Raw genomic sequence first — 23,811 nt, 5'->3', positions numbered from 1 at the left:
ATGTGTTACTTAAAATGAGTTATTATTATTTAATGCTGTGCCTATTTCGCAATAATCATAAACTCCGTTCTTCTGTTTTTGGCCTTGTTTTCATCGATGGTATTTGGTGCAATAGGCTGGGTTTCGCCGTAGCCTTTATAAACAAGGCGGGCAGCGGGTATTCCGTTGGTAACAAGATATTGATAGACCGATTTCGCCCGGTTTTCTGATAACGTTTGATTAAACTGAACTGCGCCTACGTTATCTGTATGGCCTGATATTTCGATATGAACAGTTGGGTTTACATTTAAAAACTCAACCAGTTTTAACAATTCTGCTTTTGATTCGGATTGCAAATCGAATTTGTTTGTATCAAAGAAAATATTTTTCAGGATCACTTTATTGCCAACCTCGATGGGAGACAATAATGCTTTAATATGAAAAGGTTTTTGCTCCTTGTAGCCAATTAGCGAGAAATTATCTGAATAAAACAAGTAGCCGCTTTTTGAAATATTAAGCCCATAATTTTTACCTGATGTTATCGTAGCCAAAAAGTCGCCCTCGTTGGCACTGCTATAGTCCTGGTAAACTGGTGTGTTATTTTGCAAATCAATGATCTCAACGGCGGCCTCCAGCGGTTCATGGGTTTTTATATCGTTTACGTTCCCCTTTACATAAGTTACAATATGCGGCCTTAAGCTTTCGGGGAGTTCAAATGTATAAATATCATACCCCCCGAAGCCATTAAGGTTATCCGAGGCAAAAAAAGCGTAGTTACCGTAGGCCGTAAGCGTAAGGCCGTTTTCGTCGCCATTGGTGTTGATAGGATAACCCAGGTTTTGGGGCTTTTGCCATTTGCCGTCCTTACCCAGCCGACTTACAAACAGATCTTTATTACCTAAGCCCGGCCATCCGTTTGAGCAAAAATAAAAGGTGCTGTCATCCGCATGAATAAATGGAGATTGCTCGTCATAGGTGGTATTAATATTAGGTCCCATATTTTCGGGCTCGCCCCAGCCTTTATCGGTCAGAGACGATTTCCATATATCGTAACCACCGTAACCTCCTTTTTTATTACTTACAAAATACAGCGTACGCCCATCGGCGCTTATTGATGGCTGCGATTCCCATCCCCCTGTATTTATGGGCGGGCTTAAATCAAAAGGTTTACCCCAATCGTCGCCTCTTTTTTGCGCAATGTAAATATCACAACGACCACGGCCATCAGGGCGGTTACAGCCGGTAAAAAACAGGTATTTACCATCCTGCGATATGGATTGCGCGCCTTCGTTGTATTGATCGGTGTTAATGCGGTTGCTCAGGTAAGTGGCGGTGTCCCACTTGCTGTTAACTTTCAGGCTTTTATAAAAATCTTCGTTTTTATTTATTTTACGAGTAAAAATGAGCATACTTTCATCGGCAGTGGCCACGGGCAGGTATTCATCATCGGCGGTATTGATATTGGCGCCCATGTTAATGGGTTTAAACGGCACGGGATGTTGTATGGCCTGGATGCTAAACTTAGTATCAGCAATCAGCTTTTGAGCAAACGCATTATTCTGGGGTGTTAAATCAGGGTAAGTAAGGTATTTTTCCAGGTGTTGTTGCGCTTGTGGATATTTGGCTTCAAAAATTTCCGTTTCGCCAATTCTCAGGTAAATGGAGCGGTTAAACTCGGAGTTTAACTGGATCACCTTGAGGTATTGTTCAATTGCCTGCTTATAAAGGTGCCGCATTTTCAATACGTCGGCCAGTTGCGCGTGGGCTTCGACAAACTTCGAATCTTCGGCGATAGCCTTTTGCAGGTTCTCGATGGCATCATCATAATAATGCTCATCCAGGTTTTGACCGGCCTGGGCAAAATACTTTATTGCCTCGCTGTTTTTGGTGGAGTATTGCCTTTGCTGAGACCATCCGGCAATAGAAAAGAACAAAAACAGGGCAAAGACGATTACAACTCTCATCTGTTACAATACGATAATTTATATCGTAAGTTACAAATATTACGGGATATTCAGGTATTTATGCGTTTGCAACGAAATTTCCCATTGAGGATTGTTCATTACATAGTCCACAATAAGCGGGGTCATTTCTTTTGATTTTGACCATTCTGGTTGTAAATATAGCTTACAATCAGGCGATACCATTTTGGCGTGATATTCAGCCCATTCAAAATCCGATTTGTTAAATACAATTACTTTTAGTTCGTGAGCGTGCTCGGCAACCTGTTGTGTTGGCGCTTTGAATTTTTTGGGCGACAGGCAAATCCAGTCCCAATCGCCGGATAGCGGGTAAGCCCCGGATGTTTCGATAAAGGTTTTTATCCCCCGGTCATGCAATTGGGTGGTTAAATAATCAAGGTTATAAATCAATGGTTCGCCACCCGTTACTACAACTGCTTTGGAGGGATGTATGGATGCGTTGGCAACAATCTGATCGGCAGCGGTGAGCGGATGTAGTTCGGCGTCCCAGCTTTCTTTTACATCGCACCAGTGGCAGCCAACATCGCAGCCACCAAGGCGGATGAAATAAGCCGCTTTGCCCGTGTTGTACCCTTCGCCCTGTATTGTATAAAACTCCTCCATTAAAGGAAGCAGTGTGCCATCGTCCGGAATTTGGTGTGCCATAATATTTTGCAAAAGTACCTAAATAAGCCGAAAGCATGAAGCTGAATGGTAAACGCAGAGTAAAACGTTTATACGTTTTGCACACCCGGCATATGAGTGTGAGTAGTTATTATCGAATAAAAAATATTTAAGTAGCTGTATCACTGCAATAATTGGTTTTGAATTGTAAATTAGCGTCATGAAATCATAATTAATCTATAAAACAATTGTTGCCATGAAAAAACTGTACGTTCCAATTATCTTTTTGGCTTTGTTATGTTTTAGCTCATGCGTTGATATTGAAGAGCATTATGACTTTAAAAGCGACGGCAGCTGTAACGTTGTGTATGGTTTTGACATGAGCAAAGCTGTTTCGGTGTTGGTAAACCTCGTATCCGATTCATTAAAACAAACACCACAGTTCAGTTTGGTTAAGGATACTACGCTCAATTTTTATAGCGCTATGCCCGATAGCACCCAGCAAAAAATGAATGCCGCCGAAATTGAACTGGCTAAAAGCAGCGACCTTACCGTTAACATGAACCTGAAGAAAAGCATTATGAAGGTTGCAATTAATCATAAAGCCAAAGATGCCGCCGACCTTAAATATTACCTTCAAAACGTATCTAAAATAGCGCTGAATAGCCAAATCAGCGCCTTGTCAACCGGGGAGAAGAATAGCAAAGCCCTTGATGCCAAACAAATGGTGGCGGGGCAAGACTATTATTCGTATGAAATTACGCCGCACCGCTTTTACCGCATAGTTGATAAAATAAAGTTTAACGCATTTTTAAAGAAAACAAAATCAACTTTTATGATGGCAAAAGCCATGCTGATAGATATGCCTTATAAAGTAGTGTTGAATTTTGCTAAACCGATAAAAAAACTCAATAATCCCAAGGCCGTACTCTCGGCCGACAGGCGAAGCATCACGCTGGTAACTAATATGGACGAGGTAATTAAAAACCCCTCGGTCATGAATTTGAAGATCGATTTTTAAGATCAAATACTCATCTCCGCTAATGAAATCTGAACTCGACTTACTTATTGAAATACTGGAAGCGGAGAAACTGTCACTCGAATCACTTATAAAGCAAGATATTAAGGAACATGAATATTTGAATGTACATCACTATGGCCAGGCATTAATTAAAGTTAATAGCCAGTTATTCATGCTTAATTGTTTTAAAGACCCTTTTTATGAAAGAGAGAACCGCCTTGAAAGAATGCAGAATTTTTACACGAGAGACGAAGATATTTATTTAAAGTCCTTTTGGGATGAAAGGCTTCTTGCAGAAAAAGAAGAAATTCTGCAATTAAGGCAACAATCAAATACTTATTTTAACGATACTCAAAATATTGATGACGCCCTTTTTAATTTACGAGATGGCAAGTTTGCTAAATTGAGGTTGAATTTTCCTCACAGGGGAGAACCGTTTTATCTTGATTTTGAGATGGGGCCGGGAAAAATATTAAATATCTCTACGAAAGCAAGTAATCTTGTAGACGGGGACGATCCGGACGATCTTGAATCAAATCAACTTCATTTGTTCATAAATTTGGGATTTGAAGCTGACACTGAAGCAGATTTGCTGATTTACAAATATGCTACGGACGGCGTGAAAGATGTGATAGCCATTAAAACAATGTTATCCAGAATTGTATATGATATTGGTTATTATGGCGATGAACGCCAAGCCACATTGGAATATTTTGGATAACTATGAACTGGTATAAAATCGCCGAAATAAAAAATACTCCTGAACCGTTCATCAAAAAAGTTAAAGCCGGAAATAGAAGCATCTGCCTGGTAGGCTTTGAGGGCGAGATTTATGCAATTGCGGTTAACTGTCCGCATGCCGGGTTCGATTTAAGTCAGGGTTTGTGTGTTAAGGGAAAGATTGTATGCCCTTATCATCGTTATACATATAACCTAACCACAGGCAAGGGCGGGGAGGGGCAGAATGACTTTTTGGAAACCTATGCGGTAGAAATCAGGGGCGACGATATTTACGTTGGTATTAATTCTTTTTGGGATAAGTTGAAGCAGGCGTTTAAGTGACAGGTTGATTAAGTTGGATTGGGTTGAATGGGTTGGATTCAACAGTTTAATTAAGTGAGATATTATTACGGCTAACTTAACTAACCTACTCAACTCAATCAACTTACTTAACCCAATCAACCTAACTATACACTTCCTTATTGGCCGAAGCTAAAGTGTTCTTTAATAATCCAATAATGGTCATTAAGCCAACGCCACCTGGTACGGGAGTAATCCATGATGCTTTGGGCGCCACATTTTCAAAATCAACATCGCCATAAAGTTTAAAGCCCGATTTTGTAAGGGCCGATGTTTCGCGGTTCATGCCTACATCAATAACTACAACGCCGTCTTTGACCATATCGGCGGTTATGAAATTCTTTTTGCCAATGGCTACAATCAAAATATCGGCATCTAAAGTGAATTTCTTGATATCCGGCGTACGGCTATGGCAAATGGTTACGGTACAATTGCCCGGGGTAGTATTGCGTGCCATTAAAATGCTCATGGGCGAACCAACTATATTACTGCGGCCAACAACCACACAATGCTTACCGGCAGTTTCAATACCATATTCCTTCAACATTAGCGTGATACCGTAAGGAGTAGCCGGGATAAATGATGGCAGGTTGCGCTGCATCCGGCCAAGATTTACCGGGTGAAACCCATCCACATCTTTCCTATGATCAATGCGTTCTGTTACTTTTTCAGGATCAATATGTTTGGGCAATGGGAGCTGTACAATGATGCCGTCTATGTCGGCGTCGGCATTTAATTCTTCTACTTTTTTCAGCAACTCGTCTTCGGTAACGTTATCCTCAAAGCGCACCAGGGTCGATTTAAAACCCACCTTTTCGCAATTTTTGATCTTACTGGCAACATAAGTTTCGCTGCCACCATCATGGCCAACCAAAACTGCAACCAAATGTGGCTGCCTGCCTGTTTCGTCCAATATTTTAGCCGCTGCTTCGGCTATTTCAACCTTAAGTTTTTCTGATACGTATTTTCCGTCTAAAAGCTGCATATAAATTAGTTTATAAAACTCCAAGTAACCTTTTTTGGTTTGGGTTTTGAATCAAGATATTCAGGATCAAAAATAGATTCTTCCACCCAAAAGATCTTATTTTGCTTGAACACCTCATTGTAAAAATTGGTTTTCGGCTTCAAATAATGATCTTCAGGAGTTCCGATAGAGTTTTTTTCCGCCTTGAAAGTTTTAATCAAAGGAATAGCATTATCGTCAAGTGTACCGATAACCGGGTGGTAGACTGCATGTATATTGGTAATAGGGCCAATGTTTGCCTCATACTTTATTAGTTTTCCAGTAGGGAAGTTAGGATGAAAATAATAGACGGAAGCCGAAAATGTCTTTGGATAAATATATGTATTATAAAAAGGCTGTTTACATATTTTGTAAAAACCCTGGCGCAATGATTTTAATCCTTTATTTAAAAACTCGCTATAAGGGCCATCTTCATCAAAGCCGTAAAACCGTTTGAGCAAATCGATTTTATCAATTTCTTCTATAGATAAATGGTCATAAATATCTATATCAACAGCATTAGCATGCTCCTTTGGATCGCTAAAGTCTTTTATTAGTCTATTAAAATAACTTCTAATTTCTTCAGGGCTCACTGTACTATATATGTAAAGTTGATCTTAATCAAGTTTCAAAACCGCCATAAATGCCGATTGTGGTATCTCTACGTTACCTACCTGGCGCATGCGTTTTTTACCTTTTTTCTGTTTTTCCAATAGTTTACGTTTACGCGAGATATCGCCACCGTAACATTTGGCGGTAACGTCTTTACGTAAGGCTTTCACCGTTTCGCGGGCGATGATCTTGGCGCCTATTGAGGCCTGCACAATAATCTCAAACTGCTGGCGGGGAATAAGTTCTTTCAGTTTCTCGCAAATCTTTTTACCAAAGTCGTACGAGTTACCCCTGAATATCAATGACGATAAGGCATCAACAGGCTCGGCATTTAAACGGATATCCAAACGCACCAAATCAGACCGGCGGTAACCTATCTGGTGGTAGTCAAAAGAAGCATAGCCTTTTGATATGGTTTTCAGTTTATCGTAAAAGTCAAATACAATTTCGCCCATTGGCAGTTCAAATATCAGCTCCACACGGTCTGAAGTCAAATACGATTGGTTAACGATGGAACCACGTTTTTGGATACAAAGCGACATTACCGGCCCAACGTAGTCGGATTTGGTGATGATGGTAGCTTTAATGTATGGCTCTTCTACATAATCAATTCTGCTTGGATCAGGCAGGTCTGATGGATTGTTAACAACAATCGGATCTCCTTTGGTGGTATAAGCGATATAGGATACGTTAGGTACCGTTGTGATCACCGTCATATCAAACTCGCGCTCCAACCGCTCCTGGATAATCTCCATGTGTAGCATGCCAAGGAAACCGCAACGGAACCCGAAGCCCAAAGCCGCCGACGATTCCGGTTCAAAAACCAGGGATGCATCGTTTAACTGCAGTTTGGCCATTGATTCGCGCAACTCTTCGTATTCATCGGTATCAACGGGATAAATACCGGCAAACACCATTGGCTTTACTTCTTCAAAACCCTGGATGCCGCTTTCGCATGGGCGGTCAACGCGTGTAATGGTATCGCCAACTTTAACCTCGCGCGCTTCTTTAATACCGGATATAATATAACCTACGTCGCCAGTTTTGATTACATCGCGGGGCGATTGTTTCAGCTTTAAGGTACCAACCTCATCAGCGATATATTGCTTTTCGGTAGCAAAGAATTTTACTTTATCATTTTTACGGATCTCGCCATTTACTACTTTAAAGTAAGCAACAATGCCGCGGAAAGAGTTATAAACCGAATCGAAGATCAAAGCTTGTAAAGGAGCTTCCGGATCACCGACAGGAGCAGGAACACGCTCAACGATGGCACGTAAAATATCATGTACGCCCATACCGGTTTTACCCGATGCTGCCAGGATTTCTTCGCGTTTACAGCCAATTAACTCAACAATCTGGTCTTTAACCTCCTCGGGCATAGCACCTGGAAGATCCATTTTATTAAGCACCGGGATTATTTCCAGGTCGTTTTCTAAAGCCAGGTATAAGTTGGATATGGTTTGCGCCTGGATACCTTGTGCCGCATCAACAATAAGCAAAGCGCCTTCGCAGGCTGCTATCGACCGTGATACCTCGTATGAAAAATCTACGTGGCCGGGAGTATCTATCAGGTTAAGGATGTATTTCTGCCCGTTAAGCTCATAGTCCATTTGTATGGCGTGGCTTTTTATAGTAATACCCCGCTCGCGTTCCAAATCCATATCGTCAAGCAATTGTGCCTGCGATTCGCGTTGGGTTATAGTGTTAGTGTATTCTAATAACCTATCGGCAAGTGTGCTTTTGCCGTGGTCGATGTGCGCGATGATACAAAAATTACGAATATGCTCCATTGAACCGCAAAAATAGCTTTTTAGGATGATAAATTAGCAGGCTGTTTTTTATTTACAATTGTGTTATTGCCGTATATCTTAAATATACTGTGCAATGTGCTATAGCAATTCAAATAAACAAGCCGTTAAATTAAAGCAGAAATGAAAAAATATGCCATACCAGATGGTGTTTTCGCGTATACGCATACGCCCGATAAATAATGCGAAAGGAATAAGCCAAAAAAGCGAAACAAAGCTCAAGTGTATTATTGCAAACAAGAAAGATGAAACGTAAATAGCCTGCTCGTTGTCGGCAACTTTTAGTAAAACCTGTAACAAATATCCTCTGAAACCCAATTCTTCAAATAAAGCCGGTAATACAGCAGTAAAAAATATGACCAGGAAGATAGCACCGTAACTGCCGGCAAAAAATGAGTAGTAATTTTCTTCTTTAGAAAAAATGGTAATGTTTAACCATCCGACCGAATAATGTACCACGAATGAACCTAACATGGCTAAACCGCAATAGGCCGACAATTTTTGTAATGAAAAATTAGGCCATCGTAAAACCTGTTTGTTTTCGGCCCAATTGTAAGCAAAAAAAATAACTGCAGTACCTGCAATAATTACCTCAATAACCAGGCTCCATCCAAGAGATTGAAAAACATCAACAAAATTACCTAACGAACATACGATAATGTAGATGCCATAGAAAATAGCCGCTTGCTGAAGTAATTGCCATTTATTTGCCGACGTAGCAATTTGAGCGGCCTGGGCAGAGCCACAATTGTTACAAAATCTCGTTTGCCGCAAAATCAAAGCCCCGCACTTGATGCAGGGCTTTTTGTCAGGTAATTCTTCAGTGTCTAAAAACAAAGGATCAGGCTAAATGGTTGTCTTTTTTTATTTTTTCGATGTCAATGGCCGATTTGATTCCCTTTATTAGGTATCCGATAATGGCTATTTTAAAAATGATGCCTTTGGCAATATTTACCGGATCGTCAATAGCAGACAAAATCTGAACAATTATGTAAAGGCTTAAGCCCGAAATTAAACAGGCCAACGGCTTTTTTGCACTGTAAGCCCCTAATATTAAAAAAAGTACAGCTAAAATAAAAATTGGAATCACTATAGCAAGTACTTCGGGATTATCCTTGCTGAGGAAAAAGTTAACGAAACCGCTGATTACAAAAATACCCGCTAAGTAGTATAACGACATACCTGCATTTTTAAGCTTTTTATTAAGATCGGCCAGATCAATATCGTTGAAGCTACGTTGGGTTACAAAGTTGTTTTGCTCAAGTTCTGTGCCTTTTAAAGGATACCCGCAATTGGTACAAAAAACATCTTCGGTTTCGGTTTTTGAATTACAGTAAGTACAAAGTTCTGTTTGCAGTACCGGAGTAGAAATAGAATTTTCCATTTAATATATATTGTGATTAAGGATTTTCTAATATAATTATAGAAATCTAATTTCACAAGATTATTGTAAATAAGCACACAAGATGCCTGACTTCAAAAATGTTATTCAAGTAATTGAAATTAAGCTGGGCAAATCCATTATCAATGTTACTCCCTTAAGCGGTGGAAGCATTAACCAGGTTTATCGCCTGCAAACTGCTCATGAAAGCTTCGTTCTTAAGGTTAATAACCGTTTTGATTTCCCCGGTATGTTCAAGCTGGAAGCAGATGGCCTGGAAACTATCCGGGATACCCAAACCATCGGCGTTCCGGTTATATTGTTACAGGGCGAAACAGATGAGGATAGTTATTTAGTACTGCAATGGGTAGACACCGGAGACCGCACCACAAAATCGTCGCAAACACTGGGCGAGCAGCTTGCCCAAATGCATATGCATACAGCCATTAACTTTGGTTTTAAAACGGATAACTACATGGGCTCGCTTACCCAAAGCAATAGGCAACATGACAGCTGGAGCAGCTTTTTTATTGAGGAGCGGCTAAAACCTATGGTGCAAATCGCTTTAAAAAAAGGCGGGTTAGCTAACCAGGACGCATTGTTATTTGAAAAGCTATATCAAATTATCCCCGGTACTTTTACCGAAGAGCCGCCTGCATTGGTACATGGCGACCTGTGGAATGGTAATTATTTAATCGGCGCAGGGGGAAAACCATACCTGATAGATCCGGCGGTTAGTTATAGCAACAGGGAGTTTGATATCGCCATGACCACCTTGTTTGGCGGTTTCAACAAAACTTTTTATGACGCTTATCAAGTAAACTATCCATTGCAAGCCGATTGGCAACGGCGGCTTAAACTATGGAACCTTTACCCTTTGCTGGTTCATGTTAACCTTTTTGGAGGTGGTTATACCCACCAGGTCCGCCAGTGCTTAACCTACTTTGTTTAATTTATTGGTTAACACCCTCAACAAATACAGGCGTTTCCGTCACGTTCACGGTTACTTTACCGGCCACAGTTGCAACCTGGGTTTTTACTGCTATAGATAGGCCTGTTTTTAAATTGTAAATATTTGCTTTTGAGGTTCCCAAATTAAGGATGTAAGTGCCTGTGCGCCCTTTCGAGTCGGGAATCGTCAATACGTACATTGCTTTTTTACCGTTTACATATTTGTCAACCAACGGGTCGCCATTAATCGTGGATTTATAGGTGTAGTTACCCATTAATGTATTGGTTTGCAATATAAAATCGGCGGCGGGCCTGCGTTTGCCGTTTTCTGACAGGCCGGCAGTAGCATATTGAACACTGCTATAGGGTTTATCATCCTGCAGTTGGTAATAAAACACCCTTTTGATACCGTGCCTCATGTACAATAATGATGTTCTCAGTATCCAATCGCCTTGCGTATCCAGGGCCGATTTATTGCCGATGTAAATAGCTTTCTGGTAACTGTATGGGTTTATATCATACCCCGACTCGGTAACCCAAACTTCCGGTGGTTTGCTTAACGAATTGGATAGTTTTACAAACGAATCCGCAATCTGCCCGGCCATTGAAAGCTCGGGTGCAACGCCTGTTGTAGCGCGTTCACGCTTAAGAATATTGCCATTATTGTTATAAAGGTGGTAATTGATCACATCAAAACATAAATTGACGCTGCCATCGGCACGGTAGCCGCGGTTTGTTTTGCACCAGTTTATCATTCGTTGTACAAAGTTAACATCACAGCTTGCAAGGCCGCCCATTACCACCTGCATTGCAGGATCGGCTGTTTTTACACCTGCATTGGGGCCGAGTTTTCCCTTATTACCATCATAAAAGGCCGACATGTTGGCTGCGTACTCTTCCGGGCTTTGCTGCGTGGCAGGGCCTTTCCACCATTTATCGCGTTCGTTATCACATTCAATATATTTGATAAGGCCCATCCCAATTTTAACAACATTCACTTCGTCATTATTCCAGCGTGGGCGGCTATCAACTTTTACCAAAGCTTTATCTATAGCAGTGTTATATCCATATCTTGCTGCAAACTGGAATGCGGTCCGTGCCTGGTCGGCGTATGATGCCGGATCGCTTTTGTCTAAACCGTATGGCGCGGGTACGTTTTCATTGCCGCGCATTCCGGTTGGGTAGGTGGCTTCCATCCAGTTGGGACAGTTTTTAAGATCGGCAAGCACCAAAATACCCTCTTGTTTACAACGCGTGTATATTAAGTCATAGTCCCAGCTACCGTTGTTTGTGGGATTATAGGTATAATTTCCTTTGGTGTTTTCCAGCTTATTCCAGTTCATATAATGCCGTACCGAACTGAACGATTTAATGACAGCCATGTTGGCTTCGTAAATAGTATGGCGCAGGTTAATGTTTGCCGGGTCCTGTAAAAAATTCCATTCGTAGGCATTAATGCCAAACATGTTTTTTAAGGTTACAGCATTAGGGCTTGAAGAGTTATCGCTAAGGGTAAGTTTACTTATTTTCACGCTGTCCCTTATAGCTAAAGACGGACCCCCTTTTTTATTTTTTTCGGCATGGCAGTTGCCAAAAAATGAAGTAATACCAACAAGGAGCATCAGATATTTGAAATGAAATAATATGTTCATCCTTTTTGTCGATTTATCGCCAATAAGCTACGCATTTAAGTTTAAATTAATCAAGGGATAGGGGATTGCAGTGTTTACGACTGATGTATCTTCAAAGTTGCATAGTTCAACATCGTGCCGGTTTTAAAAACACAAAGTATTAGCTACCAGTATCGAAATAAATAAGGCCGAAATATCTTCCAGCCTCATATTTCAATAATTAAAGTTAAGGGTTATTTAACCTTAACATAAGTTTCAATAATAATATGGTCTATTTTCAGGCTATCTATTTTTTCGATGCCGCTTTGTACAAGCGTATCGCCCTTAAATTGCACGGTAAATTTAAAATCCCCGTTTTCCCACTCACGGGCATCGCAATACGCCAGGTGTTCAGCGTAATCGCTCCCGGCAAGGGTATAAGTACCGCTACCCGAACTATAAACCGGTTTGGCTGTTTTGCCATGCATCAGATCATGAGTAAAGAAGGCGAAATTAGTTGCGTTAAAAATTTTAACCATTTCTTCGTCTTTTGATGGGGTAGTCGTAACAGTATCACCTTTGGTTATGCTTTTACTGTTGATCAAATGCCAGGTGCCGATAAGTGGCTGATCAGGTATGGGCTCAGATTTGTTTTCTTTTTGATTGCAGGATGATAAAATAGCTGCGCAAATGAATGCAAGGCAATAAAGCTTCATAATGGTAGTTGGTTTGCACAATATTACCATTTTGTGGCGAACAAAACCAATAAGTATCTAATCTGCTGAAATATTGGCGTAAACACATGTTTCTACGGAGATTAGTTAGCAGAACACAAGAACTATTAATTCCACAACTTAAATTTGTAAATTTGGATTTACATCGATTTAAATTAGACAAAGTTTATGCATACTGGTCTTTTAAAATATATCAATGAACATACATCTTCGGTACTTTCAAGCGAAGAGGTCATTTTGATTGAGTCTGTATTTAAACCAAAAAAAATTAAAAAAAACAATATTTTCTACAAAAAGGAGATGTATGCAAATATTATGCATTTATTGTTAAAGGGGCAATGCGACAATTCAGCGTTGATGATAAAGACACAGAGCATATCATACATTTGAGTGTTGAGAATTGGTGGGTCGGCGATCGTGAAAGTTATACGATGCTTGTGCCGTCTGTTTATAATATAGAGGCATGGGAGGAAACCGATCTGCTTACAATTACAAAAGACGACTTTTATTTTATTATTGAAAAAATACCTGCAATAGCATTGATGATTCGAATGATGGATCAAAGAAATTTTATCGCAAATCAAAGAAGATTAAATTCCAGCATCAGCGACACAGCTGATAAACGCTATGAAGAATTTGAAAGGTGCCATCCTGAATTTGTGAGGCGTTTTCCACAACACCTGATCGCGTCATTTTTAGGTATTACCAAAAGTAGCCTAAGTCGTATCCGCAGACTTTCTTTAAAAAAAACTGCTTAGTAGCAATACTGCGTCCAGCGCATAGTATCTCACCAAAATAGCGCTTTTAAAACCGCTTCCTTAATATACGGTTGTGTATTTATGAAGATGTTGTCATTTGACAACATCTTTTTTTGCCATTTGATATCGTTTGAAAGGTTATTCTACTTGCAATTTTGATTCATTAAATAACTTTAAAAATTTATAGAAATGGCAAAAAATGCAAAAGTAGGACTGGAAGCTTTACTTCGTCCTGAAGACAGTATCGTGGTGTTAATTGATCACCAGCCTTACCAGTTTACCAATTTAAACAGCCACGAGCCTACAATGATTATCAACAACGTTGTTGGCCTGGCAAAAGCGGCTAAAGTATTTAACGTTCCGACTATTCTTACAACGGTAGTGGAAGAACGTGGCGGTTTCATTATTAAAGGGCTTCAGGATGTATTTCCTGAGCAAAAACCGATTAACCGCACTACGCTTAATACCTGGGAAGATCCCAGAGTAACGGATCTTGTTAAAGCTAGCGGCCGTAAGCAGCTTATTATAGCCGGGCTTTTTACAGAAATCTGTGTAGCGTTTCCAACAATCCAGGCCTTGGGCGAAGGCTATGATGTATTTGTTGTTGCAGATGCGTGTGGCGCAGTATCGCTGGAAGCGCACGAACTGGCCATGCAGCGTATGATACAGGCAGGTGCGGTGCCAATTAATTGGTTTGCTGTACTGGCCGAATGGCAGCGTGATTGGGCCAGAGAAGAAACAGTTATGGGTATAGGTGAAGTTATTCTGGAACACGGTGGTGCCAGTGGTGTTGCCTTAGCTTGGGAATTACAACTCCTATCTACGCCTCCGCCAGTAAAATAAAACTCCATTTTGAATAGAGCACGTAATATCGTAAAACGGAAATGATGTGCTCTATTCAATTTCACAAAGGAAGTCTTAGATAAGCAGCGAATTCAATAATAAAATGATGCTAAAAAGAAAATTAATAAATAGCTATATACCTCAAAAGGAACAGGGTTTCTTAGGGCCTGGGCATATTGCCCGCCCCTTAGTAAGAGGTGATTTTAAGCACTCCGATCCATTCATTTTTTTGATGGATGACAATATCGATAAAACAGATCACAGCCCAGTTGGTGGTCCCCATCCACATGCTGGTTTTGAAACAGTATCACTGCTTGTAGATGGAAAAATAGTGGAACAGACAGAATCTATGGAAAAGGGCGATTTCCAGATTATGACCGCAGGAAGTGGTATCGTTCATACAGAAATTACAGATAAGCCTACCAAAGGAAGATTGTTCCAATTATGGTTAACATTGCCTAAAGAGAACCGCTGGACTACACCAAGATTACAGATTTTAAACGCTGGTCGGGTACCCATATCCGAAAAAGACGGAGTGGGCATCAGATTGTACAGCGGTTCCATGGCCGGCATTAGTTCCCCTGTTCTAAATTATGTTCCCTTGATCGTAGCGGAAATCATTCTTGCGTCGGGCAAATCAACTATGCTCGATCTATCGGCAAATCTCAACGCTTTTATAGTTGTTATAAGTGGAATTGTCGAAGTTGGCGAAGAAAAGGAACCGTTAATTGCCGAACAGGTAGGCTGGCTAGATTACGTTGATGAAGAGTTGCAAAGTGAATTGCACCTTAAAGCAGGTGTAGAAGATGTCCGCTTGATTTTGTACGCAGGAAAACCCCAGGGTGACCCTATTGTTTCACAAGGTCCCTTTATAGCTGACCACGCTGAAGAAATTCAGAGACTTTACCAGGATTTTAGGTCTGGGAAAATGAATCATATCGCAACGGCTCCCCAACAACAAATAATAACTTATTAACAAACTGAAGAAAAATAATAGAAATGAAAAAAGAGAAAATTATATACTGGTCAACAACAGGAATTATCACAGCAATGATGCTATTTAGTGCTTATGGATATTTTACAAACCAAGAAATGAAAGGTGCATTTGTACACTTAGGTTTTCCAGGCTATTTCAGAATTGAGCTAGGAGTGATGAAAATTTTGGGTGCACTGGCACTGATACTTCCTCTGAGTTACTTACCAAAGCAAAAAGCCCCATATCATCAGATACAGGGCTTTACATTATATATTTTTAGGTTAATAGCTATCAATTACTTTGCTATAGCCTACTAAAAAAGCGCCACTTATTTCTATTCGCCTCGTTTTAAGCCAAACTTTTCAATCTTACTATACAAATGACTGCGCTGAATATCGATATCATCGGCAGTTTTTGATACATTCCAATTGTTTTTTTCCAGCTTGAATTTGATGTATTCCCGCTCGGCAAAGTCTTTATACTCCTGGAAGTTACTAAACTGATCGAAATCGGTTTGTGGTGCAGCATGGTTATCTGCCACGGCTGCAGCAGGCGCCGTTGGGTTGGCAAATGCCCGTACATCGTTATCGGTAATAGTTTTATCGCTTAAAATGATTAAACGTTCAACCATATTTCTTAACTCCCGTATATTACCTGTCCACGGTAATGCTTTAAGCGCATCAATTGCAGCCTCAGAGATCTTTTTAACCGGCATGCCGTACTCGTTACAAATCTCGTCAAGGAAACTTTGGGTAAGCAACCCAATATCATCCTTCCGGTCAACCAAGGGCGGTACATGGATCAATATAACACTCAAACGGTGGTAAAGGTCCATCCGGAAATTGCCGGCTTCAATTTCTTTCAATAAATCTTTGTTGGTAGCTGCTACAACGCGCACATCAACGTCAATTTCTTTTTCGCCGCCTACACGCGTAATCTTGCTTTCCTGTAAGGCGCGCAATACTTTGGCCTGGGCCGATTGGCTCATATCGCCTATTTCATCAAGAAACAAAGTACCACCGTTTGCCGATTCAAATTTACCAATACGCTGTTTTATAGCCGATGTAAATGAGCCTTTCTCGTGCCCAAACAATTCGCTCTCAATTAATTCAGATGGGATTGCCGCGCAGTTAACTTCAATAATGGGGGCATTTGAGCGGTGCGATTTTTCATGCAACCAGCGGGCAACCAACTCCTTGCCACTGCCATTTGCGCCTGTAACCAATACGCGGGCATCTGTTGGCGCAACACGGTCAATAGTTTCTTTTATTTTAAGGATAGCCTGAGAGTTACCTAATATAGGGCGTACCTTGGATACTTTACGTTTTAAAACTTTGGCCTCAACAACCAAACTTCCACGATCGAGCGCGTTACGTACAGTAATAAGCAGGCGGTTTAAATCAGGTGGTTTTGATATAAAATCAAAGGCGCCTTTTTTACTGGCTTCAACGGCTGTTTCAACGGTACCGTGACCGCTTATCATGATGAAAGGCAAATCGGGTTTCAGCGCCAAACCTTCGGTAAGCACTTCCATGCCGTCCATCCGGTTCATTTTTATATCGCACAGTACCAGGTCAAAATCTTTCTTTTCAATCAGTTGCAGGCCGTCAACGCCGTTATCTACATCCTCAACCTCATAGTCTTCATACTCCAAAATTTCGCGTAAAGTGCTGCGTATCGCCCGTTCATCATCAATAATTAAAATTTTTGCCATGTTTTATATCTGTAATAGGTAGTAATTGTTCAATCGCTAATATATACTTTTGTATAGAAAAACAAACACTTTTGCTTCTAAACAAAAATAACCCCTTCCTGTTTGCAGGAAAGGGCTATATAATTCAGCAGCAAATCTGTAAGCCGGGTTCTGTATTGCCCCTAAAGGCAACTTCTATCATTAATCTGGCCCTGCCATTGCTGACAGGTTTAAACAACCTACCCATCTTAACGTCGCCAACAAGTTGGCGAGCGGGAGCGAGCAGCCCCACTTTCAAGACCTATTTGGTTTTTCAACTCCTGAGGTTTACCGTCATCTCCGGTCGCCCGGAAAAGCCGTGAGCTCTTACCTCACGTTTTCACCCTTACCCCGGTTTGCACCGTGGCGGTATTTTCTCTGTGGCACTTTGCTGTCGCCGGCTGCCGGCGCCTTCCCGTTAGGAAGCAGGATGCTCTGTGTTGCCCGGACTTTCCTCCGCTAAACAAGTTAGCAGCGATAGAACGTTTTGCAGGTGTAAAGGTAGGGAATTTTATCGTCATGGTTGTAAGTTTGGTTCGGGGTTCGGGGATTGAGGTTCGGGTATCTTTCTGAGTAGTAGAATCCGCGAAATTTTGAAGGGGAAATGACATGCAAAAATAAAAGACTGTCATCTTGAGTGATAAAATTTCGCGAAATTCTGAAGGGGGAATGACATCGGTTAATCCCCAATGTCATACTGAACTTGTTTCAGCACCCCACATGCTAAGTGTACTTCATGCGGGTCACCTCTCCTGTGGGATCCTGATCCGTTAGCTAACGGACAGGATGAATTCCGTTTTTCAACTTTTTCCGGGAAAAAGTGGGTATCGATTAATTATCCCACCTAAAACCCGACCCTGGCAACCGGAACCACGAACCTCATTAACGGCATTTTGTAAGATCGGCCTGTACCTGCTGCAAATTAATGGTACCCAATTTATTGCCAAAGGAGTTGGTAACATAGGTAAGCACTTTGGCAATTTCGATTGGAGCAAGGCTGTCGGCCGGCATTTCGCCTTCAAAAGTCTTGTTATGTACGCTTATTTTACCCTTAAGCCCGTTTTTCAGGAAACAGGCCAATGAGTTTTTGTTGTTTTTGAGGTATGCTGAGTCTGTAAGTGGCGGTATCAGTTCCTGCAGGCCTTCGCCTTTGGCACCGTGGCAGTTTTGGCAATGGGCCTGGTAAATAGCACTGCCACCGGAGTAGTAGCGATAAAATTCAATTTGCCCATCGTTTTGACAGGAAACAATCAGCACCGTCAATAAAAATAAGATACCGCTTATCAGCTTTAGTTTCATTTAGCGAGGGCTTGCTCTGGTTCGGCCTTTAATATTTTTATATCGGCAATTAGTTTATCTACTTCCTTAGGGTCGGTGCCCTCATAGGTGCCGCGGATGCGTTTTTGTTTGTCTATCAGGATAAAAAACCCATCATGTATATACTGCCCGGCCGGATTTTTTTCCTGTACCGTTTGCAGGTAGCTTTTGGCAATAGCGTAAGTACTGCCTTTATCGCCATGCAAAAGCCACCAGCTATTACCGCTTAATCCCATTTTATCGGCATACCGCTTAAGTACCTTAACGGTATCATATTTAGGGTCGATAGTATGGGATATAATCCGGAAATTATCGTCGGTCTTAAACTCCTTATACACATTGAGCATGTTCCGGTGCATTACCGGGCAAATAGACGGGCAGGTAGTAAAAAAGAAATCGGCCACGTATATTTTACCGTCAAGGTTTTTTTGTGTGATGGTGTCGCCATACTGGTTCACAAATTTAAAATCGGGAATAGTGGCGTAGGCTGTATCCACCACTGTTTTGCCATCCACCGTTTTGGTAACAGGTTGGCGGTTACCTAAAACAGGAAGCTTTTGTTGTTTATTGTTACAGGCATTTAAAACCGATAATACGATAATGCCCAAAATTAACTTGCGCATTATTTTTTATTTTGATTAAGATATTTTTCTGATTCGTTTATGGCCTTACTAATCTGAACATCTATAGCCGAAATCTTCTTTTTTTGATCGTTTAAGTAATCAATAATTTCCTGGTGCGATTTACCCCTGTTTTCTACATCAAATTTATGCATCCAATCGCTCATGGCGTTATCGGCATCATCAACCAATTTAAGGTACACTTTTGCCGAATCTTTGGCTGGCACATTTTTAATTATACTATCCAGCAGCATCTTGTTTTTCATTAGGTGTTCGTCGTTGGTCATAACCTTGTCGTGCACCGCAATAACGCTATCTAAAAGCAATTTTTCCTGCTTTTTATTATCGGCACATCCCAGTAAAATGGCAAGGCTTAATGCAATCCCGATATATTTTTTCATGTTGTGTTTTTGTATTGTTAATACAAAGGCAAATATTGTAAATAAACCTATGAATCTTTACTATTTAATAGCCTTAAATAATAAACATAGTCGGTAATGGGTAATGTTTCTGTGCCGGAAAGTTTCAATTGCTGGCCAGCCTGCGCCCGGGTATGTGTGCCATGATTTATTACATGCGTAAGAATGTCGCTTACAGAGGTTTGATTATTACCCAGTGCGTTTTGGTAAGTGATAACTTTATTCAAATCTTCTTCGGTAACTCGTTCCAAGAAGCCAAGCCACTCTTCGTGATATTCATTAATCAGGCGGGCACAATGTTCAATGGAGTAATCTTTTGGCCACAATTCGGCATTGGGATAAGGTTCCACATCATTTACCCTGTCCAGCCAACGGCGTTCGGCTGCAAGTAAATGCGATATTAATTTTATAGGTCCCCTGGGATTGCCGGCCTCGGTAATGGCCTTTAATAAAGCGCAGTTAGCGAAGTGGCCATAATTGAACATTTTAATAAAATAGTTTTTCATAAACACTAATTTCACTAATTGAATCGAATTCCACGAATTGAATGAACACGAATTATAAATTATAAAAGCATGATATTACCTCTGCGCTAACAGCCTTGATTAGTGAAATTCGATTCAATTCGTGAAATTAGTGTTTAACAATTTGATAATACAGCTGTTACAATTATATTATATCCTCATGGTACCTTTAGATAATTAAATAACAAGGCTATGAAATTTATCAATGTGTTTTCAAGGCTCATTAATGGTATAAGGGAATGGATGATGTTAAAAAGCATGAAATCATCGTTCATTCATTAATATTAAAACTTTATACCCCGGTTTCGTAAATATTATTGCAATTTTGGACCCTCGTAGTCCATTTAATGAAATTCACTCCACAGCATACAGCTCTGAACAGAGACCTTTTTGGCGCCGATTTTAATTGGGGCGTATCTACCGCTGCTTTTCAGATTGAAGGCGCCCATGATGCCGATGGCAAGGGCGAATCTGTTTGGGATAACTTTACTACAAAAAAAGGTAAGATATTAAATGGCGATCATGCCCGCACTGCCTGCGATTTTTACAACAGGTACCAGGAGGATATCGATCTCATTAAGAAATTAAATATTCCTAATTTCCGGTTTTCTATTTCATGGACACGTTTATTGCCCGATGGCACCGGTAAAGTAAACCAGGCAGGTATTGATTATTATAACCGGGTTATTGATTACTGCCATGAGCAGGGAATTGAGCCATGGGTAACTATTTACCACTGGGATTTACCCCTAATACTTGAGCAGAAAGGGGGATGGGCCAATCGGGATGCCGTTACCTGGTTTAGTGAATTTGCCACCTTATGTGCGCAAAGTTTTGGCGATAGGGTAAAACATTGGATGGTAATGAACGAGCCCGTGGTTTTTACAGGGGCCGGCTACTTTTTTGGCATTCATGCTCCCGGTCGTAGTGGTATCAGGAACTTTACATCGGTAATACATCATGTTGTTTTAAGTATTGTTGCCGGGGCAAGAATATTGCGCAAACTGGTACCAAATGCACAAATTGGCAACACGTTTTCTTGTTCGCAGGTTGAGCCTTTAACTAATAAACCGCGCGATGTGGAAGCCGCGGTTAGGGTTGATGCACTGATAAACCGTCTTTTTATCGAACCGCTTTTAGGAATGGGTTACCCGATTAAGGATTTACCTGCTTTAAAAGGGATACAAAAATATATTTTACCGGGCGATGAGAACAACATGAAATTTGATTTCGATTTTATCGGGGTTCAAAATTATACCCGCGAGATTGTTCAATATTCCTTTTTTACGCCCTATGTAAACGCACGCATTGTTAAAGCCGAAAACCGCAAGGTTGAATTAACGGCGATGCGCTGGGAAATCCATCCGCCGGCTATTTATCATATGATAAAAAAGTTTGCGGCTTATCCACAAATAAAAAACATCATTATTACCGAAAATGGTTCGGCTTTCCCGGATGAGGTTACAGACGGCGAAGTTAACGACCCTAAGCGCCTGCAATACTTACAGGATTATTTAGGCCAGGTTTTAAAAGCAAAAAATGAAGGCTGTAGTGTTAACGGCTATTTTGTTTGGACACTTACCGATAATTTTGAATGGGCCGAAGGATATCACCCGCGCTTTGGTTTAGTCCATGTAGACCATACTACGCAAAAACGGATTATAAAGACATCGGGCAAATGGTTTGCCGGTTTTTTGAAAAAGCCCGTCAAACAGGAAGAGCTTACTTTGGAAGCGAGAAGTAGAATGTAGTGCCGTGTTCGGTATCGCTTTGAAACCAAATACGCCCATTATGCTTTTCGATGATTTGTCTGCATATTGAAAGCCCCAGTCCAAATGATTTTTCACCATCGGTACCGGGACGCTTAGCATCTGTAAACATATTAAAAACCTGGTTTTTTAGTTTGTCGGGGATACCAATACCATTATCTTTTACCGAAATATGCACTTCGCGCTCAAATTCTTCGGCCTTAACCAATATCGGCGCGCCGGCCGGGCTGAATTTTATCGCATTACTAATCAAATTACTTACTACCCGCCATATCTTTTCGCGGCTTATCATGAGTTCAAGAGGGGTGGGCAATAAATCAAGGTTGATCACCTGGTTTTTCTCTGCAGCTTTAAAGCGTAGCAGCTCTATACTGTTGGTAAGCAAACCGTTAATTTCAACATGCTCAAGATTTAATCCGGTATTGGCCGAATTTGTAGCTTCCAATATCTCGTTTATCAGCTCTAATGAGTTAAAGGAAGTTTCTTTGATTAGGTTAAGCATTTCCTTTTGCTCATCAGTATAATCATCTTCGCCCATTACCGAAGTTAACGATGCTATACCACCAATAGGATTACGCAAATCGTGGGCTACAGTACGTAAAATTCTATCCTTTTCCTGGCTGTTTAATTTAAGTTCGTTCAAAGCATGTTCAAGGTGGGTATTTTGCTCGTTTATCTGTTGGTTTAGCTGCCCGAGCGTTCGAATATTCTTTTTTGATTTCTGCCAATTCAGGAACACCAGCGAAATGATCATAATCGACATCACCACAAAAACTATAGTTACATTAAGGTAAATATTTTGCTGCTGATTATTTTTTTTAAGCTTGTCAAACTCATTATCCTTTTCAAGCCGCTTTATTTGTTCGGCTATGTCCGCTTCCTTAAGTGCCTTATTTTTTTGATTGATGGAGTCTTTTAAGGCATCATACTGTATAAAATATTTAATCGCCTCGTCTGGTTTATTTTTTTTGGTCAAATACTCCGACATTAAATAATTCCAATCTGCCTTGGCATCCTGCCGGTTTAAATATTCAAACTGTTTTTTTATTACATTTAATATATCTATAAGTGAATCTGCCTGGTTCTGATTGTTGTAAACGGCCGCCAGTTTTAATTCTGCATATTGCGCATCCTGGTTATCATTGCCTTCCCTCAAATTAATGCGGATACTTTTTTTCAGTAAGGTTTTAGCCAGGCTATACTTTTTAAGGCCAATATAAACATTGGCAATGTTGCCGTAAATAACGCCGCGGGCTACGTCAAGCATTTCTTTCCTGTCGCGGTATTGTATTTGGTGTTGGTCAATATAGTTAAGTGCTTTATTATAAAAAAAAAGCGCGCTGTCGGTTAAGTTTATTGCACTATAACTTAAGCCTACGTTATCCGTTAATTCCTGCGTGCGATAAAAAGCGCCGAAATTAGCTGTACACGCGGTGCTTTCTTTTGCGCTGTTTTTAAAATATGCCGCGGCCTGCCGGTAGTGCTCCTGCTTATACATGATCATGCCCATGCGGTAGCTGTAGTCGCTCAAAACGCATTCATCTAAACCATTACTGCCAACTATTTTGCCGCGATAAAAATTTTCATAAGCCTCGTTATACCTGTTTTGATCAAATAAAACATCGCCTTTATAAAAAAAAACCTGCCCATATTCTGTTGTATATTTTAACCTTTTATCAGGCGTGTTAAACAGGTTAAGCATACTATCTGCATATAACAGGGCGGTGTTTTTATCTCCCTTGGCAGAATAAAAGTAGTTGTAATTAAACCGGTAATAGCTATAAGTTTGAAGCAGGCTAAGATTTCTTGAATGGCGATAAGCCGAATCAAGGTAATGTAATGCCTGTTCCTTTTTGCCACCGTCGTTCATATTATTCACTGTATCAAGCACCTTATTGAATGCTGACGATGATAAAAATGAATTTGCAGGCCGGTTGCAGGAACAAATAAAAATAACGAAACAAAACAAAAACAGCTTCATCATAATAGCGATGTGAAGTCCGTTTTGGAGTATGTTTTTATATTTTAACATTAATTTTGATAACCAGGGAATTGGGTAAGGCGCTTTAAAAACTCCTTAAACTTA

At 40.6% G+C, this 23,811-nt stretch carries 24 protein-coding genes and 1 other RNA gene; 9 read left to right on the top strand and 16 right to left on the bottom strand.

Features of this window, described 5'->3' with window-relative positions; all coding sequences use genetic code 11:
• Positions 1-41: 41 nt before the first annotated feature.
• Both AC1DXF_RS15465 and AC1DXF_RS15460 read right to left on the bottom strand, forming a co-directional pair.
• Positions 42-1,943, bottom strand: a complete 1,902-nt coding sequence (locus tag AC1DXF_RS15465; RefSeq protein WP_477449623.1) for an OmpA family protein — start codon at positions 1,941-1,943, stop codon at positions 42-44.
• Between the two features lie 39 nt (positions 1,944-1,982).
• Complete coding sequence (locus AC1DXF_RS15460; protein ID WP_274213311.1) at positions 1,983-2,606, bottom strand: 7-carboxy-7-deazaguanine synthase QueE; 624 nt, start codon at positions 2,604-2,606, stop codon at positions 1,983-1,985.
• 214 nt (positions 2,607-2,820) lie between these two features.
• Here AC1DXF_RS15460 and AC1DXF_RS15455 point away from each other — a divergent pair, with 214 nt between their 5' ends.
• From AC1DXF_RS15455 to AC1DXF_RS15445, 3 genes are read left to right on the top strand one after another with little or no spacing between them, the layout of a single operon-like run.
• Positions 2,821-3,585: a hypothetical protein gene (locus tag AC1DXF_RS15455; RefSeq protein ID WP_477449622.1), complete on the top strand. Its 765-nt coding sequence runs from the start codon at positions 2,821-2,823 to the stop codon at positions 3,583-3,585.
• A 22-nt stretch (positions 3,586-3,607) separates the two neighbouring features.
• The gene (locus AC1DXF_RS15450) at positions 3,608-4,306 is read left to right on the top strand and encodes a hypothetical protein (protein ID WP_477449621.1); all 699 of its coding nucleotides are present in this window, start codon (positions 3,608-3,610) and stop codon (positions 4,304-4,306) included.
• A 2-nt stretch (positions 4,307-4,308) separates the two neighbouring features.
• Positions 4,309-4,647, top strand: coding sequence for a Rieske (2Fe-2S) protein (locus tag AC1DXF_RS15445; protein WP_477449620.1), 339 nt, complete (start codon positions 4,309-4,311; stop codon positions 4,645-4,647).
• A gap of 121 nt (positions 4,648-4,768) precedes the next feature.
• On the opposite strand, the gene AC1DXF_RS15440 is transcribed toward AC1DXF_RS15445, so the two are convergent.
• The 5 genes from AC1DXF_RS15440 to AC1DXF_RS15420 form a co-directional block, all read right to left on the bottom strand.
• The gene (locus tag AC1DXF_RS15440) at positions 4,769-5,650 is read right to left on the bottom strand and encodes a bifunctional 5,10-methylenetetrahydrofolate dehydrogenase/5,10-methenyltetrahydrofolate cyclohydrolase (RefSeq protein WP_477449619.1); all 882 of its coding nucleotides are present in this window, start codon (positions 5,648-5,650) and stop codon (positions 4,769-4,771) included.
• 5 nt (positions 5,651-5,655) lie between these two features.
• Positions 5,656-6,261, bottom strand: coding sequence for a hypothetical protein (locus tag AC1DXF_RS15435; protein WP_477449618.1), 606 nt, complete (start codon positions 6,259-6,261; stop codon positions 5,656-5,658).
• 24 nt (positions 6,262-6,285) lie between these two features.
• The gene (gene lepA / locus AC1DXF_RS15430) at positions 6,286-8,073 is read right to left on the bottom strand and encodes a translation elongation factor 4 (protein ID WP_477449617.1); all 1,788 of its coding nucleotides are present in this window, start codon (positions 8,071-8,073) and stop codon (positions 6,286-6,288) included.
• Positions 8,074-8,172: 99 nt separating this feature from the next.
• Entirely contained in the window at positions 8,173-8,928 is a 756-nt protein-coding gene (locus AC1DXF_RS15425) for a lysostaphin resistance A-like protein (RefSeq protein ID WP_477449616.1), read from the bottom strand.
• A gap of 4 nt (positions 8,929-8,932) precedes the next feature.
• Positions 8,933-9,475, bottom strand: a complete 543-nt coding sequence (locus tag AC1DXF_RS15420) for a hypothetical protein (RefSeq protein WP_477449615.1) — start codon at positions 9,473-9,475, stop codon at positions 8,933-8,935.
• An 82-nt stretch (positions 9,476-9,557) separates the two neighbouring features.
• On the opposite strand from AC1DXF_RS15420, the gene AC1DXF_RS15415 reads away from it, so the two are divergent.
• Positions 9,558-10,424 (top strand): fructosamine kinase family protein, encoded by an 867-nt coding sequence (locus tag AC1DXF_RS15415; RefSeq protein ID WP_477449614.1) that lies wholly within the window; start codon positions 9,558-9,560, stop codon positions 10,422-10,424.
• 1 nt (position 10,425) lies between these two features.
• Here the strand turns inward: AC1DXF_RS15415 and AC1DXF_RS15410 are convergent, their stop codons facing one another.
• On the bottom strand, positions 10,426-12,075 hold the full coding sequence (locus AC1DXF_RS15410; protein ID WP_477449613.1) for a hypothetical protein: 1,650 nt from the start codon (positions 12,073-12,075) through the stop codon (positions 10,426-10,428).
• Between the two features lie 212 nt (positions 12,076-12,287).
• On the bottom strand, positions 12,288-12,749 hold the full coding sequence (locus tag AC1DXF_RS15405; RefSeq protein WP_477449612.1) for a hypothetical protein: 462 nt from the start codon (positions 12,747-12,749) through the stop codon (positions 12,288-12,290).
• Between the two features lie 341 nt (positions 12,750-13,090).
• Between AC1DXF_RS15405 and AC1DXF_RS15400 the strand changes: the two genes are divergently transcribed.
• The 4 genes from AC1DXF_RS15400 to AC1DXF_RS15385 all read left to right on the top strand — a co-directional run bounded on the left by AC1DXF_RS15400 (position 13,091) and on the right by AC1DXF_RS15385 (position 15,661).
• Positions 13,091-13,525: a Crp/Fnr family transcriptional regulator gene (locus tag AC1DXF_RS15400; RefSeq protein WP_477449717.1), complete on the top strand. Its 435-nt coding sequence runs from the start codon at positions 13,091-13,093 to the stop codon at positions 13,523-13,525.
• 189 nt (positions 13,526-13,714) lie between these two features.
• Positions 13,715-14,368: a hydrolase gene (locus AC1DXF_RS15395; RefSeq protein WP_477449611.1), complete on the top strand. Its 654-nt coding sequence runs from the start codon at positions 13,715-13,717 to the stop codon at positions 14,366-14,368.
• Positions 14,369-14,471: 103 nt separating this feature from the next.
• Positions 14,472-15,344, top strand: coding sequence for a pirin family protein (locus tag AC1DXF_RS15390; RefSeq protein WP_477449610.1), 873 nt, complete (start codon positions 14,472-14,474; stop codon positions 15,342-15,344).
• A gap of 23 nt (positions 15,345-15,367) precedes the next feature.
• Positions 15,368-15,661 (top strand): DoxX family protein, encoded by a 294-nt coding sequence (locus AC1DXF_RS15385; RefSeq protein WP_477449609.1) that lies wholly within the window; start codon positions 15,368-15,370, stop codon positions 15,659-15,661.
• A 17-nt stretch (positions 15,662-15,678) separates the two neighbouring features.
• Here AC1DXF_RS15385 and AC1DXF_RS15380 read toward each other — a convergent pair whose 3' ends face one another.
• From AC1DXF_RS15380 to AC1DXF_RS15355, 6 genes are all read right to left on the bottom strand, one after another.
• Positions 15,679-17,058, bottom strand: a complete 1,380-nt coding sequence (locus tag AC1DXF_RS15380; protein ID WP_477449608.1) for a sigma-54-dependent transcriptional regulator — start codon at positions 17,056-17,058, stop codon at positions 15,679-15,681.
• A gap of 123 nt (positions 17,059-17,181) precedes the next feature.
• An RNA gene (gene rnpB / locus AC1DXF_RS15375) (RNase P RNA component class A) lies at positions 17,182-17,570 on the bottom strand.
• A 388-nt stretch (positions 17,571-17,958) separates the two neighbouring features.
• Positions 17,959-18,375, bottom strand: a complete 417-nt coding sequence (locus tag AC1DXF_RS15370) for a c-type cytochrome (RefSeq protein WP_477449607.1) — start codon at positions 18,373-18,375, stop codon at positions 17,959-17,961.
• Positions 18,372-19,016, bottom strand: coding sequence for an SCO family protein (locus tag AC1DXF_RS15365; RefSeq protein WP_477449606.1), 645 nt, complete (start codon positions 19,014-19,016; stop codon positions 18,372-18,374). Before AC1DXF_RS15365 ends, AC1DXF_RS15370 begins: the two co-directional genes overlap by 4 nt.
• Positions 19,016-19,414, bottom strand: a complete 399-nt coding sequence (locus AC1DXF_RS15360; RefSeq protein WP_477449605.1) for a hypothetical protein — start codon at positions 19,412-19,414, stop codon at positions 19,016-19,018. Before AC1DXF_RS15360 ends, AC1DXF_RS15365 begins: the two co-directional genes overlap by 1 nt.
• A gap of 47 nt (positions 19,415-19,461) precedes the next feature.
• Positions 19,462-19,938 (bottom strand): DinB family protein, encoded by a 477-nt coding sequence (locus AC1DXF_RS15355; protein ID WP_477449604.1) that lies wholly within the window; start codon positions 19,936-19,938, stop codon positions 19,462-19,464.
• Positions 19,939-20,303: 365 nt separating this feature from the next.
• Here AC1DXF_RS15355 and AC1DXF_RS15350 point away from each other — a divergent pair, with 365 nt between their 5' ends.
• A complete protein-coding gene (locus tag AC1DXF_RS15350) occupies positions 20,304-21,707 on the top strand; it encodes a GH1 family beta-glucosidase (protein WP_477449603.1) in 1,404 nt (467 codons plus the stop codon).
• On the opposite strand, the gene AC1DXF_RS15345 is transcribed toward AC1DXF_RS15350, so the two are convergent.
• The gene (locus AC1DXF_RS15345; protein WP_477449602.1) at positions 21,679-23,757 is read right to left on the bottom strand and encodes a tetratricopeptide repeat-containing sensor histidine kinase; all 2,079 of its coding nucleotides are present in this window, start codon (positions 23,755-23,757) and stop codon (positions 21,679-21,681) included. The two genes, AC1DXF_RS15350 and AC1DXF_RS15345, sit on opposite strands and share 29 nt — an antisense overlap.
• Between the last annotated feature and the right edge of the window lie 54 nt (positions 23,758-23,811).

The organism is Mucilaginibacter sp. P2_A5 (assembly GCF_056404995.1).
This window is presented reverse-complemented; position numbering and strand designations above follow the sequence as displayed.